Origin of the sequence: Acidisphaera sp. L21, assembly GCF_009765685.1 — a bacterium.
Taxonomy (GTDB): Bacteria; Pseudomonadota; Alphaproteobacteria; order Acetobacterales; family Acetobacteraceae; genus LMUY01.
The window spans coordinates 1-15,781 of the sequence record NZ_LMUY01000048.1; the positions used below are offsets into that span (position 1 = coordinate 1).

Genomic DNA, 15,781 nt, shown 5'->3' on the forward strand with positions numbered 1-15,781 from the left:
GGCGTCGGCGCAGGTGGTGGCGGCGTGGCGGCCGCGGCGGGCGCCGGCGGGGCAGGCGTCGCCTCGGGCGGGGCCGGGGCTAGGTCGAGCAGGATCGCCTCGGACGGCGGGTCTAGTTCCGCCACCGGGCGCACGCCCTGCAACAGGAACAGCCCACTGCCGTGCACCAGCAGCACGACCAGTGCAGCCACTGGCCAACGCCACGGCAATGGCCGACGCGGGGCGCCAGCCGCAATGATCTGGCCGCTCATGGATTGGCAGACGCGTCCTGCGCCACCAGGGCGACTTTCAAATACCCGGCGTCGCGTAGCCCATCCATGGTCTTCATCAACTCGCCATACGGCACCGTCTTGTCGGCGCGCAGAAACACCCGTTGGGTACGGTCGTTGCTGCTGGCGGTGTCCAGCGCAGCCCGCAGCGCATCACGCGGCACCGGCGCCTCGCCCAGCGCCAACGTCAAATCCGCCTTCACCGTCAGGTAGATTGGCTTGTCCGGCCGCTTCTCTGGCTGCGCGGTGGAGCTTGGCAGGTCGATCGCGACATCCACCGTGGCCAGCGGGGCGGCGACCATGAAGATGATCAGCAGGACCAGGATCACATCGATGAACGGCGTGACGTTGATCTCGCTGGCCTCCGTCATGTCATCGCCGTCATCGCCAAGTTGGGCTGCCATGCCGATTAGGCCGCTTCGGCGCGCAGGGTGCGCGGCAGATCCAGCTCACGCGAGGCGAGGCGTTGCACCAGGGCGGACAGGGTGGCGAGTTCGGCCTTGTAGCCGCCAGTCGCGCGCGCGAACACGTTGTAGATCACCACGGCGGGGATCGCCGCCACCAGGCCGGTCGCCGTCGCCAGCAATGCCTCCGCAATGCCCGGCGCCACCACGGCCAGATTGGTCGTGTGCGATTGGGAAATGCCGATGAAGCTGTTCATGATGCCCCACACCGTGCCGAACAGCCCGACGAACGGCGACACCGACCCGATGGTCGCCAGCACGCCGGTGCCGCGCGTCGCCCGCCGGGCCAACGCGGCCTCGATCCGATGCAAACGGGATTGGATGCGATCCTTGGTGCCGGCTGCATCCGCACCTTGCGACAGCTTGATCTCGGCCGCCGCGGCGTCGCAGAAGATCGCGGCCGCCCCGCCCTCCGCCCCGACGCGAGTGCGATGGGAGGTGAGCGTACGATCACCCTCGGACGTGGCGATCGAGCGGCGCACCGCACGGGCGGTGGCGGATAGCTCGATCGCCTTGGCAATCAGGATCGTCCACGTCGCGACGGAGGCGAGCAGCAGCATGACCATCACCGTTTTGACGATGATGTCGGCGTTGAGGAACATCGCCCGCACCGACAAATCCTGCGGCAGCGATGCCGTGATGGCGGGGACGGCCGGAACCGCAGGCGCTGCTGCGCCCTGCGCCAGCGCCCCCAGCGGGTGGAGTGCCACAGCGGCCAAGAGTACGGTCGCCGTGAATGTCAGAAAACGATGACGGACCACAATACGTCCTTTCATGTTGGATAACGAGTTCACTCGGCAGCGCCGTGAATGGCCACCTGCCGTTGCGATTGCAGCCGAAGCCGATTGCGGCGCCGCAGCAGCCACAACGTCACGCCCGTGACGGCCAGGGTCGGCAGCGCCAACCCGGTCAGGAACACCAAGACCCGCCAAGGAAACCCAAACGCCTCACCAAAATGCAGCGCCCGCAACCAGGCGAGCAGGACGGCACCCATAGGCTGCGTCCGAGGATCTTGCAACGATATAACATTTCCACCAACCGGGTCGATGGTGACCACGACGGGAGGCGAACCGGCCAACGCCCCATCTCTCTCCATCCGGATCAAGACCGGACGGCCCGGCTGATTGGGCAGGCGCACATCAACGATCTGCGCGCCCGGCACGGCCTGGGCAGCGCGGGCTAGCACAGCGTCCATATCGAGGTCCTCGTGCACGGCGCCACGCGGCCCAGCGTCCCGCGGTCCCCGGCCCTCGCCGCGTTGGGCCGAGGCGGCGCCAGGCCCCGGGCTGCCCTGCACCGGCAGGCCCAGCACCTCGCGCGCCGTCTGAGGAAAGGCGAGCGTGACGCCGCTCGCGCTCATGATCACCAGCATGGCGCTGAACCAAAACCCGGCCGCTCCATGCAATTCGCGCTGCAGCCGGGCACCACGCGCCTTCTTGCGCACGGTGATTGCGGCGACCCAACGCCGCGGTAGCCCGGCGGCAGGCCACCACAGCACCACACCGGACAGGCCCAGCAGGAATAGCCCAATACCGCAGCAGCCGATGATGCTGCGGCCGGAATAGCCCGGCATCAACAGATGTTCGTGCAGCAGATGCACCCAGCGATAGACCGCACTGGTCTGCCGCGTGGCCAGCACCGCCAGCGACACCGGGTCCACCAGCACCTGCAACTGGCCGCCGCGCTGGCCCTGCACGCCCATGTCGATGGTTGCGGGGGCATGCGCCTCGGGGGGCTGATACCGCGTCGGAATGAGGCCAGGCATCGCGGCTGCGGCCAGAATGGCGCTTGCGGGTTTAGCCACGCCGTCGGCAACAGCTGGCACGGGGCGAATATCCTCCCACACCGGGGTCAACACCAGGAAGCAGCCGCTGATCGCCTGCAGCAGCATCGGCAACGCCAGCACCAGCCCGACCCAGCGGTGCGAGACGCGTAGGAACTTCATCATAACTTCGACCAGCGACGGATGAGGTTGTGGTAAATCCCGGTCAATCGAACGACCTCTGGCGAGAGAGGCATATCGCGTCCCAGGATGCGGATGGAGGAGTCGAGGTCGAATAGGATCGTCCTTTCCCCATCATCGGCAACCATACTCTGGATCCAGAAAAACGAACCAACCCGCGCGCCACTGGTAACCGGGCGGACATGGTGCAGGCTGGTCGCGGGATACAGGATCATATGGCCCGCCGGCAATTTCACCGCATGCGCGCCGTAAGAATCTTCCACCACCAATTCCCCGCCCTCATACTCATCGGGCTCGCTCAGGAATAGCGTGGCAGATAGGTCTGTCCGAATTCGGTGCGGCGTGCCCGGCACCTGGCGGATGGCGTTGTCGACATGGGTGCCGAACGCCTGCCCGCCGCCATAGCGGTTGAACAGCGGCGGGAACACCCGCAACGGCAACGCGGCCGACAGGAACAGCGGCGCTCGCTCCAATGCGGACACGATCATGTCCCCGCATTGGCGCGCCACCGGGTGGTTCTCCGGCACCTGCAGGTTGTCCTTGGTCCGTGCGGACTGGAACCCGGCGGTCACCCGGCCGTCGACCCACTCCGCATTCTCAAGGGCATCACGACACTGCCGGGTTTGCTCGGATGTCAGGACGTCGGGTATCTGTAGCAGCATCGATCAGAGCTTGGCCGTGAGCGTGAACAAGGCCGCGCGCGCTGGCCCCACGATGATGTGCCCGGGGTGCAGGCCATCATAGTAGTAGCGGTCGGTAATGTTGGTGATGTTCACCTGCGCCGTCAGCGTGTCGGTAATCGGCGCCTTGGCCATCAACTGCGCGATCACGTAGCCCGGCGCGCGCTCGATGATTGAGGTGCCAGTGACGGGCAGTGAGCTTGCCGTGCGTGACGACAAATAGTTGACGCCGCCGCCGACCTCGATCCCGTACCAGGGCAGTTTGTATTCGGCGAATGCGCTGAAGGTGTGGCGCGGCGCGTTCGGCGGCTGATGATGAAGTTCGAGCGGATTGGGCGACGCAACGACCTCGGCATCATTGTAGCTGTATCCAGCGAAGACCGAGAGCGCTTCGGTGATGTGGCCGGTCGCACCCACTTCGAAGCCGAGCACGCGGTAATTGCCCGCCAGGATGCTGGTGGTCGCATCGTTCGGGTTCGTCTCGCGCACGTTGGTCTTGGCCAGGTCGTAGAACGCCGTGGTCAGCGACAGGCGATTGCCCAGCGTGTCCCACTTGCCGCCAACTTCGTAGTTGCGGGACTTTTCCGGCGCCACGGCTGCGGTGCTGGCAGTCAGGCTCAACGCTTCGGCCGACGGGTTGAACGATGTGCCGTACGACGCATACACGCTGACGTTTTCAATCGGCTTGTAGACCAGCGCCGCCCGCCAGGTCGGCGCGTCGTCGTTACGGGTGACGTTCGCCTTGGGGGCGATGATCTGATGGTAGGTGCTGTCGTATCGATCGAAGCGCCAGCCGCCGATGATTTCGATGTGCTGCCCGAGCTTCACCGTATCGGTGACATAGGCCGCATAGCTGTTCGCGGTGAGCCCGGCAATCGACGAGACCGGCGAGGTCACCGGATAGAAACTGACATTCGCGTTCGGATTCAGCAGGCTCGTCGTCGTCGTGCCACTGGTGTAGCGGGTCGGGTCGGACGTCTGCCGGGCGACCTCGACCCCCGTGACGACCGTGTGCTCCAGCGGCCCGGTGCGGAAGCGCAGGGTCACGTCATCCTCGTGGTCCAGGTTGGTTTCCTGGCTCGACAGGGCGAGCGTGCGGCGCGTCACCAGGACGTTCGCGAGCGGGACGTTGGACTGCACGATGTTGTTGGCCGTGGCGTAACCAATCAGCGTCGGCTCGGTGACACGTAGGTCGCGCCGATAGCTGCCGTAACGGGTCTGGCTGGCGACCGTGATGCTGTCGTTGAAGTCGTGCTCCACCCGCACGGTGCCAATGTCGATGTTGGTGCGGAAGTGGTCGTGGTTCGAGTAGCCGTAGAAATTGCTCCGGTTGACCGGCGCCGGATGGCCGTTCAGCCAGGGAATGCCATATTCGACCGTGTCGTACTGCTGCTCCTTGAAGTAGCTGAGCTTCACGCGCGTGTCGGTGCCCAGGCCGAAGGCGACTTCCGGGGCGATGCCGTAACGGCGGTTCTGCGCCGAATCGCGCCCGGCGATGCCGCCATCGTTGACCATCGCGTTCAATCGAACCGCTGCACCATCGAGGCCGGTGATCGGCCGGTCCATGTCAACGGTCGTGCGCTTCGTGCCATCGGTGCCGAACGCCAGGGTGCCGATGGTGACCGACTCCAGCTGCGCCTGCTTGGAAACCTGGTTGATGATGCCGCCAGTAGAACCGCGGCCGAACAGCACGGAGGCTGGACCCTTCAGCACCTCGACCGATTGTAGGTTGAACGGGTCCCGCGTGTAGCTGCCGAAATCGCGCATGCCATCGAGGTAGAAATCATTCTGCGCGTTGAAGCCGCGGATCGACAGGTTGTCGCCCTGCTGCCCGCCCTCGCCGGCTGCAAGGCTCACACCAGGGACATCCCGCAGCGCATCGCGCAGGCTGGTGACGCCCTTGTCGTCGATCAGTTGCTTGGGGATGACGGTGATGGATTGCGGCGTGTCCAGCAGGGGCTGCGTCAGCTTATCCAGCGACGGCATGGTGGTCTGGTAGCCGGATCGCGTGGGCGCCGCCGCGCCTTGGACGGACACGGTGGGCAATTGCGTGTCGGCCGTGGTCGCCGATTGCGCGTCCGCCTGGGTCGCCATACCGGTTGCCGTCGTCCCGAAGACCACACCCATCGCCGTCCGGGCGATCCGTCCCAGCCCAGAGCGCTCCAGGCTGGGAAAGGCTTCCGTCGTTCCGCTCATGCTGGTATCCAATTGAGAATGATTATCAGAGTCATTCTCATAGTGAGCTGCCGTACACCACGCAACCGGCTTTGTTGCATTCGTTCAGGAAAAACCCACAAATGACACAAGCCAGACAGAGTTTGACACTCAGCGGGCTCGTTGCGCTGCCCGCGGCGGAGCGGAAAGCGGCACTTGCGGCCGATGCTGGCCACACGGTGCAACTGGTTTACCAGGCCGCATGTCACGGTTTGCCGGAGGCGCAGACCACGCTGGGGCAGATGCTACTGGACGGGCGCGGGACGCCGGCCGACGGCGCCGCGGCCCGGCGATGGTTCGCGCTGGCAGCCCAACACGGTCACGCACCGGCTGCCAACATGCTGGGTCGATGCCTGGAACGCGGCTGGGGTGGCGAGCCGGACATGGCGTCGGCAGCGCGCCTCTACCGCCAGGGCGCGGAGACCGGGCTGGATTGGGCGCAGTACAATTTGGCGAACATGTTGCTGCGCGGCCGTGGGTTGGACCGCGACGTTCCCCAGTCCTGGTCCTGGTTCCTGGCCGCGGCCGAGCAGGGTCACGCGAAATCCATGAATCTGGTCGCCCGCTTCCTAGAAGGAGGATGGCTTGGACAGGTGGATCTGTCCGCTGCCGAGGCATGGTATCGCCGCGCCGCAGACGGTGGCGATTTCCGTGCCCAGTACAATCTCGCCACCCTGCTGGTGGAGCAGGGCCGCACCGGCGAGGCCCTGTCCTGGCTGGACCAAGCGGGAGTAACCGGCTCGGAAGATTTTCGCCGCATTGCAGCCGACCAATTGCTGGCCCGGACCGACCCAAGGCTGCACGCAATCGGCCTGCGGATCGCCTCCCTATGTTGCGAACGCGGCAATGCGGAAGACTACTATAGATATGGCACCGCCCTGGCCGCGGGACCGAGCCCGCAGCCGAAGCTATCCCGCGCGTGGTTGCGCCGGGCGTACGAAGCGGGTCATTCGAATGCAGCGACGGCGCTGGCTGGCGTGGAGCCGGCGGCCAGCGCCGACAGACCCGGGTTGCTCAGGTGGACGCGACGCCGGCACCGCGAGCCGGCGCCATAGTAGGCGCACCCAAGATCGAAGCGTCGTTATCCAAGCGCCTGAAGTAATGAGACAAGCGACAGACGCAGGGTGGGACTTGTCAGATCCGAATAGGCCTTGATGATGCTGGCAACGACGGCGGCTTCCACCGTGCCCGTCGCCTCCGCCACCGTGGCGGCAGGGGCCTGCGCGCCCCCCGGCGTGGCTGTCGGCGTGGCTGTCGGCGTTATGGGTGGCAGGCCGCTGGGACGGGATCCTGGGAACTCATCTTCAGCCTCCATCGATGGCATCCCAGCGAAAAGATCGGTCAGATGGCAACCGAGATGACGTGTCAGCTCCAGCAAAACCGCCGCCGGTGCGCGCTCCTGGCCTTCCTCATACCGGATCAGGACGTGAACAGAGATGCCAAGCAGGGTCGCGAGTTCGTGTTGCCCTAGGTGAACATCTTCGCGCGCCCGGCGCATATTAGCGCCTATGACTTGGTCGATCTCAGCAGCAATGGTGGCCGCTGGCCGTCGCTTATCCCCAAACAAAATAGCTCCATTGGATCAATATCACAGTGAGCACAGGCCGCGTTGCCGCCGCACCCATGATGAAAACTAGCCCAAGCCGCCCAAACAAGAAGTGAAGGCGCCGGTTGTTTCTCAAATCAATCGCAGGTTGTGGCGCTTCGTCTCTCCGCACTATCGTTAACACTATCGTGGATTTTGCCGGTAACAATAGCCGGTCAAATCACTATCAGGATGGCAGCTGTCATCGCCGCTTCTATCGTTAGGAACCGCCTACCGAACTCCCAGCGGTGAATACCGTTGTCTACCTGGCAGGCGCGCATAGGAGGGATGGGAACTTCAGGGTCAGGGGCTTAGCAGCCGCGACTTGCAAACCTGAGTAAAAATCGTGGCTTTCCCGCAACGGGAGAAAATTAACGAATTTCACTCACTTTTACCCCTTAACAGTTTACACACGAGGGTGTGTTGTGCGACTCGCCTGAGAAAGACGACGAAAGGTGGAATTCAGCAATGACTTATATGGATATGCTTTCCGTGGGACAAAATTCTGGACGGTATGAAATGTCAGGTGGTCGTGCGATCCTCCTTGCGGAGAAAGCCTACAGCGAAGGCCGTCTCGACGAAGCACGTGGCTTGGTCGAACTCGCCTATCGTCTGTTCGATGAAGCTGCGGACGTAACATGCACACCTGTACGCGTGCGTCAGACTGAGGTTTACTCTGCATAGCGTTGAACTGATGAGTTTTTTCAGTTTTCAACCGTCGTTTAAGCAGACATTCAAGCCGCTTTGACAGGGTCTGGGGCGGCACTCACGTAGGCTCTGCGTGGCGTCACCACATAGAACTCTGTCAAGCCGGCCGTTGACGCCAACACTATACCTAGCCGATGATCGCTCTTATGGCGACACCGACGTAATGATCCTCGCCTCACACGCTGGCTCGCACGTCTGACAATGGCGAGTTGGCAGGCTCACCTGACCGTTTTATTTCTGAAATGGCAGGTCAAACGCAAAATCCGCGGCGAAACCGACGTATTCCGCGCCCGCGCGACGATGGACCGGTTCAAGCACCGCGTGTCCGCCGGTTTAGCTGCATCTGAGGACAGCATTGGCGGGATCAAGGGCGAGTGGGTCCGCTCGGTCTCCGGGGTCAAATCGGGCACGTTGCTCTATCTGCATGGCGGCGGCTACTTCGCTTGCTCTCCCCAAACCCACCGACCGATCACCTGCGCCTTTGCCGCCGCCGGGTTGGCAGTATTTGCACCGGAATATCGCCTGGCGCCGGAACACCCGTTTCCCGCCGCAATCGACGATGCCGTCGCCGCCTATCGCGGGCTGTTGGCGCAGGGCATTCCAGCACGCTCGATCGTCGTGGCTGGTGATTCTGCCGGGGGCGGACTGGCCCTGGCGCTGTTGCTGAGCCTTCGCGACGCCGGGGATAAACTACCGGCCGCCGCCATGCTGTTCTCCCCCTGGACCGATCTGGCGGGCACGGGCGATAGCCTGCGCGTCAATCACCATCGCGACGCCATGTTCGTCGGCGAGGGCATGGAGCGCGCGGCATCGCCCTACCTCGCAGGCACCGATCCGTATCACCCGCTCGCATCCCCGGTTTATGCCGAACTTGGCGATCTGCCGCCGCTGCTGGTGCATGTCGGGTCATACGAAGTGTTGCTCGACGATAGTCGCCGGGTCGTGGAGCGCGCCCAGCAAGCGGGAACGGATGCGACGATGCGGACCTGGCCGGTGGTGCCGCATGTATGGCAGCTCTTTCGAATGCCCGAGGCCCAGCATTCGATGCAGTTGGCGACCGCATTCCTGTTGCAGCATCTTCGCACGTGAATACAACGCGATAACACCCGACCTTCAAATGCCGTAGCATCTTCTCCTGCGTCCCCCCATTGGACTTCGCCCCCCGACACGCGCTAACTCGCGGTGAAGGAGAGCCCCATGCAAAACGCCGAACAGATATGGAACCTGGTGGACGCCAAGCGCGACGCATTCGCCGCCCTGGCCGACCGCGTGTGGGGCATGCCCGAGACGTGCTACACCGAGCACCGCTCCGTCGCCGAGCATATCGCCGAATTGAACCGCCAAGGCTTCAAGGTGACCGAGAACCTGGCCGACATCCCCACCGCCGTCATGGGCGAGGCCGGTGAGGGTGGCCCGGTGATCGCGATCCTGGGCGAATACGACGCCCTGCCCGGCCTGAGTCAGGAGGCAGACGTGGCGGAGCACCGGCCTATCCCGGGCAACGGCAACGGCCATGGTTGCGGCCACAACCTCCTCGGCTCCGCCGCCCTGCTGGCCGCCACCGCGGTGAAGGATTGGCTGGCGGAAACCGGCACGCCGGGCCGCGTCCGCTATTACGGCTGCCCCGCGGAGGAAGGCGGCGCGGCGAAGGCGTTCATGGTGCGCGAGGGTGCATTCAACGACGTCGACATCGCCATCACCTGGCACCCGAACGCCTTCAACGAAGTGGCACCCGCCCTGTCGCTCGCCAACACCCGGGTCGATTTCCTGTTCACCGGCCGCGCCTCCCACGCCGCCGCCTCGCCGCATCTCGGCCGCTCCGCACTGGATGCGGTGGAACTGATGAATGTCGGCGTGAACTACATGCGGGAACACATGCCATCCGACGCCCGCATCCACTACGCCATGATCGACGGCGGCGGCATCGCGCCAAACGTGGTGCAGGCGAAGGCGCGGGTCCGCTACTCCGTCCGCGCACCCGAACTGCCGGTGATGCTGGCCCTGCTCGAACGGGTGAAGAACGTCGCCCGCGGTGCGGCGCTGATGACGGAGACGCAACTCGACATCCAGGTGCTGGGCGCGGTCTCCAACCTGCTGGCCAACCCGCCGCTGGAACAGGCAATGTTCGAGGCGATGCAGCGCCTGGGCGCCCCCGAGTGGGACGAGTCGGAGAAGGCATTCGCCAAGAAGATCCAGGGCACGCTGGCGCCGGAGGATCTGTCCACCGCATACCGCCGGGTCGGCATCGGGCCGAAGGCGGACACGCCGCTGCATGACGGTGTCGTGCCGCTGGGAACCCAGGGCGTGCCAATGATCGGCTCCACCGATGTCGGCGACGTGAGTTGGGTCGTGCCTACCGTGCAGGCCCACGCCGCCACGTACGCCATCGGCACGCCGGGGCATTCCTGGCAGCTCACCGCGCAGGGCAAAAACACGGCCGCGCATAAGGGCATGACCTTCGTGGCCAAGGTGATGGCCGCCACCGCGATCGACGCCGCGCAGAACCCGGCGCTGATCCAGCGTGCCAAGGCCGACCTGGCGGAGCGTACGGCGGCCAGCCCCTACATCTGCCCCATCCCCGAAGGCATCCCGCCGCCGATCGCCGCCATGTCGCTGGCGTCCTCGTAATGCTGGACGTCAGGGACACCACGCTGGACCTGCTGATGTCCCGCGTGTCCACCGGCGCGTTGAAGGCGCCGGCGCCGGACGCCCAGGCACTGCAGCAAATCGTCGCCGCCGGGCTGCGCGCCCCGGAACATGGTAAGCTGCGGCCTTGGCGCTTCATCGCCATTTCCGGCGACGCGAAGGCCCGCTTCGTCGACCTGGTCATCGCCGCAATGCAGGCGCGGGACCCGGATGTAGCCCAGTCCGAATTGGACCGCACCCGCGGCAAGCTATCGGCGCCGCCGATGATCCTGGCGCTGGGGGTTCACATCACTCCGGCGCATAAGATCCCGGAAATAGAGCAGATCCAGACCGTCGGCGCCGCCGCGATGAACATGCTGAACGCTGCCCACGCACTCGGCTATGCCGGCAAGTGGATCACAGGCCCGAACGCCTACGACCCGGCGGTCAGCACCGCGCTCGGCCTGCCGCCGCCGCATCGCCTTGCCGGCTTCCTGTATCTGGGCACGCCAGACGGCCCACTGCCGGAGGTCAAGCGGCCGGCCGTGGCGGATTACCTGACGGAGTGGGCCGGCTAGCCCCCTACTTCCCCGTCACGATCGCGGTCGGGATCAGCGGATCATCGATCTCCGGCCGGCCGGCGATGTGCTGGTAGGTGCCATACAGCAGCACGCCGGAGGGAAAATCCTTCCATATCGTGCTCACCGAACGGTAGTTGTTGCCGTTGGCACCCTCGCGATAGTGGCTGATCTTCAGCGCGCGATACGCCTTGCCCAGCAGGGCGATATCCTCGACCCCATCGTTGCGCACCAGATCGTGCCACTGGTTGCCTGTGGTCATGCTGGTGTCGAACCCGGCTATCGAGCCACTGGGGCCGTTGATGACCTGGCGCAGGGCGGCATGCCCATCATCCGCGCCGGGCCAGTCGGTGACCCAGATGTCGAACCAGGCCTTCACCGTCTCGCCGCCCACCTTCATGACGCATAGCTCGGGGTTGGACGGGTCGGCTCCCAGGAACTCGAAATCGGGCCCGCCTTTCTGCGCCACGCTGGTGCCGGCGGCGGCGCAGGCCGGCGGCACCTCGTGCCCATCCGTCGGATGCACGTTGCCGCCCAGGATCATCGGCGGGTAGTTGGCCGCCGCCGCCTGGACGGAGGCAGGAAGCGATGCCGGCCCGCCAGCAACGCAGCCAGTCGCAGCCAGGGCCAGCGCCGCCCATCCCGCCTTCAACGTCATCTCGGCTCTCCTCGTTACGGAGGACAGCCTATTTCTTCGTGTCGTTCGCCGCCACCGGGTCGATGACGGTGTTGATGGTCTCGCGCACCGCGATCACGCGCACGTTCGGGGCCAGTTCGATCTCGACCTCGTTGCTGCCCTCCTTCACGCGCTGCACCACGCCGACCAGGCCGCCGCCGGTGACGATCTTGTCGCCGCGCCGCAGGTTGGACAGGCGGGCCTTCAGCTTCTTCTGTGCGGTCTGTTGCGGGCGAATGAGCAGGAAATAGAACACGCCGAAGATCAAGACGATCGGCAAGAACTGGGAATACTGCGCAAATGCGCCGCCCAGATCGAATCCCTGGGCGTGGGCGGGGCTGATGAACATATGGGGGGTCCGGGTTGCGGTGATTGGCGGCGGACCATAGTTTGCCCGGCCCTCCCGTCAAGCCGAGGCCTATATTGGACGCAAATCTTGCCCCCCTGCTCGCCCGCATCGCCGATGCCCTGGAACGCCTGGCGCCCCCGCCACCGGCTGCCGTGGCGTTGGCGGACGCCAATGCGTTCGTCTGGCATCCGGAGGGCGCGCGGCTGCAGCCTGTCGCTCACGTCGCCCATGTCCGGCTGGATCTGCTGCAGGGGGTGCAACAGCAGCAGCAACGCCTGGTCGCCAACACCATGCGCTTCGCCGCCGGGTTCCCCGCCAACAACGCCATGCTGTGGGGCGCGCGCGGCATGGGTAAATCGTCCCTGGTGAAGGCCGCCCATGCCGAGGCACTCACCCGCTTCCCCGACAGCCTCGCGCTGATCGAGATCGCGCGGGAAGACATCGTCACCCTGCCCGGCCTGCTGAACCTGCTCCGCGCCAGCGACCGCCGCTGCCTGGTGTTCTGCGACGATCTTTCCTTCGAACGTGAAGATGCCGACTACAAGGCATTGAAATCCGTGCTGGATGGCGGGATCGAAGGCCGCCCCCCGAACGTGCTGTTCTACGCCACCTCCAACCGTCGCCACCTGATGCCGCGCGACATGATCGATAACGAACGCGGCAGCGCCATCAACCCCGGCGAGGCGGTGGAGGAGAAAGTCTCCCTCTCCGACCGGTTCGGCCTATGGATTGGGTTTCACAATTGCGACCAGCCGACCTATCTGGCGATGGTCGAGGGCTACGCACGCGAGTTCAACCTGCCCATCGATCCGGCGGCGCTGCAGGCGGAGGCGATCGCCTGGTCCGCCGGGCGCGGTGGGCGGTCCGGCCGGGTGGCCTGGCAATTCATCCAGGACCTGGCCGGGCGGATGGGCGTGAGCGAGAGGAAGGAACCAGCCACATGATCTCAACCGAACAGGCACCCGGCATCTATCGCCACCGCATCGGCGACGTTCTGGTGACGGTGCTGCACGATGGCGAGCTGACCATCTCACCCAGCTTCTTGCAGAACACGACGGCGGCGGAGGTGGAGGCGCTGATGCGCGCCGCCGGTCGCCGGCCGCCGTTCAACACGGCGGTGAACGTGTTTCTGCTGCAATGGCCTGGCCGCACCGTGCTGGTGGACACCGGCTATGGCGGGTTCGGGGGGCCAACCGCCGGCCGCCTGCTGCGCAACCTGCAGGAGGCGGGGGTGTCCACCGCAGACATCGACGCCGTGCTTCTCACCCACATCCACTCCGACCATGCCGGCGGGCTGATCGACGCGGACGGCCTGGCCGTCTTCGCCGAGGCCGAATTGGTGGTGCCAGAGGTGGAGATCGCGTTCTGGTACGACGACGCCAACATGGCCGCGCTGCCCGAATTTCGCCACCGCGGGTTCAAGTTCGCCCGCCAAACCACCGCGCCCTACGCCGACCGCACCCGCCGCTTCACCGGCACCGAACCGCTACCGGGGATCGAGGCCATTCCCCTGCCTGGCCACACGCCGGGCCACACCGGCTACTTCGTTGGAACGGGGGCGGACCGGCTGCTCATCTGGGGCGACATCTTCCACGTGCCGGACGTGCAGGCCGCCCGGCCGGAAGTGACGCTGCCCTATGACCTGGACCCGGCGCGGGCCGCCAAGACGCGGCTGGAGATACTGGAGCGCGCCGTGGCGGAGGACATGCTGGTCGCGGGCATGCACATGCACTTCCCCGGGCTCGGCCGCATCGCCCGCGCAGGCGCCGGGTTCGTCGTGCAGCCGCAAGTCTGGTCGAGCGAGTTGCCGCCCGGCTGACCCAGCCGCCTTGCCATAACCGGTGGGGCGGGCCAGACAGCCGCCATGGCCCCACCTCTTTTGCTACTTCAGGACATCAACACCACGCTGGGCACCCAGGCCCTGCTGGATGGCGCGTCGATCGGCGTGTCCGCGGGGGAGCGGATTTGCCTGGTCGGGCGCAACGGGTCTGGCAAATCCACCCTGCTGAAGATCGCCGCGGGGATGCTGCGGCCGGATGGCGGCACGCGGTTCGTGCAGCCCGGCACCACCATGCGCTATTTGCCGCAGGAGCCGGATCTGTCCGGCTTCGCCACCACGCTGGACTACGTGCAGGACGGCCTGGGCCCCAGCGACGACGAGCACCGCGGCCCGGCGCTGTTGGACCGGCTGGGCCTGACGGGATACGAGAGCCCGGCCAACCTCTCCGGCGGCGAGGCCCGGCGTGCGGCGCTTGCCCGTGCGCTGGCGCCCTCTCCCGACCTGCTGTTGCTGGACGAGCCGACCAACCACCTGGACCTGCCGGCCATCGAGTGGCTGGAGAAGGAACTGGCCAGCCTGCGCGCCGGCATCGTGCTCATCAGCCATGACCGCCGCATGCTGCAGAATGTCGGCCGCAGCGTCATCTGGCTAGAGGGCGGGATCACCCGCCGCATGGATCGCGGCTTCGAACATTTCGAGGCATGGCGCGAAGAAGTGGCCGAGCAGGAGGCGCGCGACCGGCAGAAGCTGAACCGCCAGATCGTGCGGGAAGAACACTGGATCACCTACGGCGTCACCGCCCGGCGCAAGCGCAACGTGCGCCGCGTGGCCGAACTGGCGGCGCTGCGGCAGAAGCGGCGCGAGGCCGGCGGCCCCGGCAACACGCTGAAGCTGGCCGCCGCTGACGGCGAGGTCTCGGGCAAGCAGGTCGTGGTGGCGGAACACGCCAGCAAATCCTATGGCGAGCGCCCCATCGTGAAGGACCTGTCGCTGCGGGTACTCCGTGGCGACCGGCTGGGCATCGTCGGGCCGAACGGCGCTGGCAAGACCACGCTGCTGCGGCTGATGACCGGACTGGACGAGCCGGACACCGGCTCCATGGTGCTGGGCACCAACCTGCAACCGGTGACGCTCGACCAGCAGCGCGCCGCGCTAGATCCGGCGACCACCCTGCAGGACACGCTGACGGGCGGCGATGGCGACCAGGTCACCGTGGCCGGGCAGAAGCGTCACGTCGTCGGCTACATGAAGGACTTCCTGTTCCAGCCCGAACAGGCGCGCACCCCCGTCGGCATGCTGTCCGGCGGCGAGCGCGGGCGATTGCTGCTTGCCTGCGCGCTGGCCCGCCCATCCAACCTGCTGATCCTGGACGAGCCGACCAACGATCTGGATCTGGAAACCCTGGACCTTCTGCAGGAGCTGCTGGCCGATTACAGCGGCACCGTTCTGCTGGTGAGCCACGACCGTGACTTCCTGGATCGGGTCGTCACCTCCACCCTGGCGTCCGAAGGCGCCGGGCAATGGACGGAGTATGCCGGCGGCTACAGCGACATGCTGCTCCAGCGAGGACCCACGGAAGCGGAGACGGTGCGGCAAGCTGCAAAGGCGGCGAAGCCACGCACGGGCACCCGCGCGCCCAAAATGTCGTTCAAAGACAAACTGGCGCTCGAATCGCTTCCGGCCGAGATCGGCAAGCTGGAGCATCGCGTGCGCGCCTTGCAAACCGAGCTGGCCGACCCGGATTTGTATCGTCGCCGCGTCACCCGGTTCAAGGAAGCCACTGCGGCACTAGCGGCAGCGCAGGCAGAACTGGCAAAATCGGAGGAACGTTGGTTAGAATTGGAGGCCATGCGTGAAATGATGGCGACCAACGACCAAGCCTGAATAATC

General features: G+C 65.7%; 17 protein-coding genes. 8 read left to right on the forward strand and 9 right to left on the reverse strand.

Annotation, left to right across the window (positions count from 1 at the left end; genetic code table 11):
* The 6 genes from GSQ76_RS31070 to GSQ76_RS10775 all read right to left on the reverse strand — a co-directional run.
* Window positions 1-191, reverse strand: a 191-nt coding sequence (locus GSQ76_RS31070) for a hypothetical protein (protein WP_216850993.1), incomplete at its 3' end; no start/stop codon positions are given.
* Between the two features lie 56 nt (window positions 192-247).
* Complete coding sequence (exbD, locus tag GSQ76_RS10755; RefSeq protein WP_158743915.1) at window positions 248-673, reverse strand: TonB system transport protein ExbD; 426 nt, start codon at window positions 671-673, stop codon at window positions 248-250.
* A 5-nt stretch (window positions 674-678) separates the two neighbouring features.
* The gene (gene exbB / locus GSQ76_RS10760) at window positions 679-1,443 is read right to left on the reverse strand and encodes a tonB-system energizer ExbB (protein ID WP_335904896.1); all 765 of its coding nucleotides are present in this window, start codon (window positions 1,441-1,443) and stop codon (window positions 679-681) included.
* 80 nt (window positions 1,444-1,523) lie between these two features.
* Window positions 1,524-2,678 carry a PepSY domain-containing protein gene (locus tag GSQ76_RS10765; protein ID WP_158743917.1) on the reverse strand — a complete coding sequence of 385 codons (1,155 nt, stop codon included), beginning with the start codon at window positions 2,676-2,678 and terminating at the stop codon, window positions 1,524-1,526.
* Window positions 2,678-3,358 carry a Fe2+-dependent dioxygenase gene (locus GSQ76_RS10770; protein WP_158743918.1) on the reverse strand — a complete coding sequence of 227 codons (681 nt, stop codon included), beginning with the start codon at window positions 3,356-3,358 and terminating at the stop codon, window positions 2,678-2,680. The genes GSQ76_RS10765 and GSQ76_RS10770 overlap by 1 nt, the downstream gene beginning before the upstream one ends.
* Before the next feature lie 3 nt (window positions 3,359-3,361).
* Window positions 3,362-5,572, reverse strand: coding sequence for a TonB-dependent siderophore receptor (locus GSQ76_RS10775; RefSeq protein WP_158743919.1), 2,211 nt, complete (start codon window positions 5,570-5,572; stop codon window positions 3,362-3,364).
* A gap of 101 nt (window positions 5,573-5,673) precedes the next feature.
* Between GSQ76_RS10775 and GSQ76_RS10780 the strand changes: the two genes are divergently transcribed.
* Complete coding sequence (locus tag GSQ76_RS10780; RefSeq protein WP_158743920.1) at window positions 5,674-6,645, forward strand: tetratricopeptide repeat protein; 972 nt, start codon at window positions 5,674-5,676, stop codon at window positions 6,643-6,645.
* Between the two features lie 26 nt (window positions 6,646-6,671).
* Here the strand turns inward: GSQ76_RS10780 and GSQ76_RS10785 are convergent, their stop codons facing one another.
* A complete protein-coding gene (locus tag GSQ76_RS10785) occupies window positions 6,672-7,157 on the reverse strand; it encodes a helix-turn-helix domain-containing protein (protein ID WP_158743921.1) in 486 nt (161 codons plus the stop codon).
* A 486-nt stretch (window positions 7,158-7,643) separates the two neighbouring features.
* On the opposite strand from GSQ76_RS10785, the gene GSQ76_RS10790 reads away from it, so the two are divergent.
* The 4 genes from GSQ76_RS10790 (at window position 7,644) to GSQ76_RS10805 (ending at window position 11,086) form a co-directional block, all read left to right on the forward strand.
* Window positions 7,644-7,859, forward strand: coding sequence for a hypothetical protein (locus GSQ76_RS10790; RefSeq protein WP_158743922.1), 216 nt, complete (start codon window positions 7,644-7,646; stop codon window positions 7,857-7,859).
* Between the two features lie 225 nt (window positions 7,860-8,084).
* Window positions 8,085-8,972, forward strand: coding sequence for an alpha/beta hydrolase (locus GSQ76_RS10795; protein WP_158743923.1), 888 nt, complete (start codon window positions 8,085-8,087; stop codon window positions 8,970-8,972).
* Window positions 8,973-9,080: 108 nt separating this feature from the next.
* On the forward strand, window positions 9,081-10,511 hold the full coding sequence (locus GSQ76_RS10800) for a M20 family metallopeptidase (protein ID WP_158743924.1): 1,431 nt from the start codon (window positions 9,081-9,083) through the stop codon (window positions 10,509-10,511).
* The gene (locus tag GSQ76_RS10805) at window positions 10,511-11,086 is read left to right on the forward strand and encodes a nitroreductase (RefSeq protein WP_158743925.1); all 576 of its coding nucleotides are present in this window, start codon (window positions 10,511-10,513) and stop codon (window positions 11,084-11,086) included. Before GSQ76_RS10800 ends, GSQ76_RS10805 begins: the two co-directional genes overlap by 1 nt.
* A gap of 4 nt (window positions 11,087-11,090) precedes the next feature.
* Here GSQ76_RS10805 and GSQ76_RS10810 read toward each other — a convergent pair whose 3' ends face one another.
* Entirely contained in the window at window positions 11,091-11,744 is a 654-nt protein-coding gene (locus tag GSQ76_RS10810) for a hypothetical protein (RefSeq protein WP_158743926.1), read from the reverse strand.
* Between the two features lie 28 nt (window positions 11,745-11,772).
* Window positions 11,773-12,111, reverse strand: coding sequence for a preprotein translocase subunit YajC (yajC, locus tag GSQ76_RS10815; protein ID WP_158743927.1), 339 nt, complete (start codon window positions 12,109-12,111; stop codon window positions 11,773-11,775).
* Between the two features lie 74 nt (window positions 12,112-12,185).
* On the opposite strand from yajC, the gene GSQ76_RS10820 reads away from it, so the two are divergent.
* The 3 genes from GSQ76_RS10820 to GSQ76_RS10830 are packed head-to-tail and all read left to right on the forward strand — an operon-like array spanning window position 12,186 to window position 15,775.
* Window positions 12,186-13,055, forward strand: a complete 870-nt coding sequence (locus tag GSQ76_RS10820; RefSeq protein WP_158743928.1) for an ATP-binding protein — start codon at window positions 12,186-12,188, stop codon at window positions 13,053-13,055.
* On the forward strand, window positions 13,052-13,930 hold the full coding sequence (locus GSQ76_RS10825; RefSeq protein ID WP_158743929.1) for an MBL fold metallo-hydrolase: 879 nt from the start codon (window positions 13,052-13,054) through the stop codon (window positions 13,928-13,930). The genes GSQ76_RS10820 and GSQ76_RS10825 overlap by 4 nt, the downstream gene beginning before the upstream one ends.
* A 45-nt stretch (window positions 13,931-13,975) precedes the next feature.
* Window positions 13,976-15,775, forward strand: a complete 1,800-nt coding sequence (locus GSQ76_RS10830; protein WP_158743930.1) for an ABC-F family ATP-binding cassette domain-containing protein — start codon at window positions 13,976-13,978, stop codon at window positions 15,773-15,775.
* The last annotated feature ends 6 nt before the right edge of the window (window positions 15,776-15,781 follow it).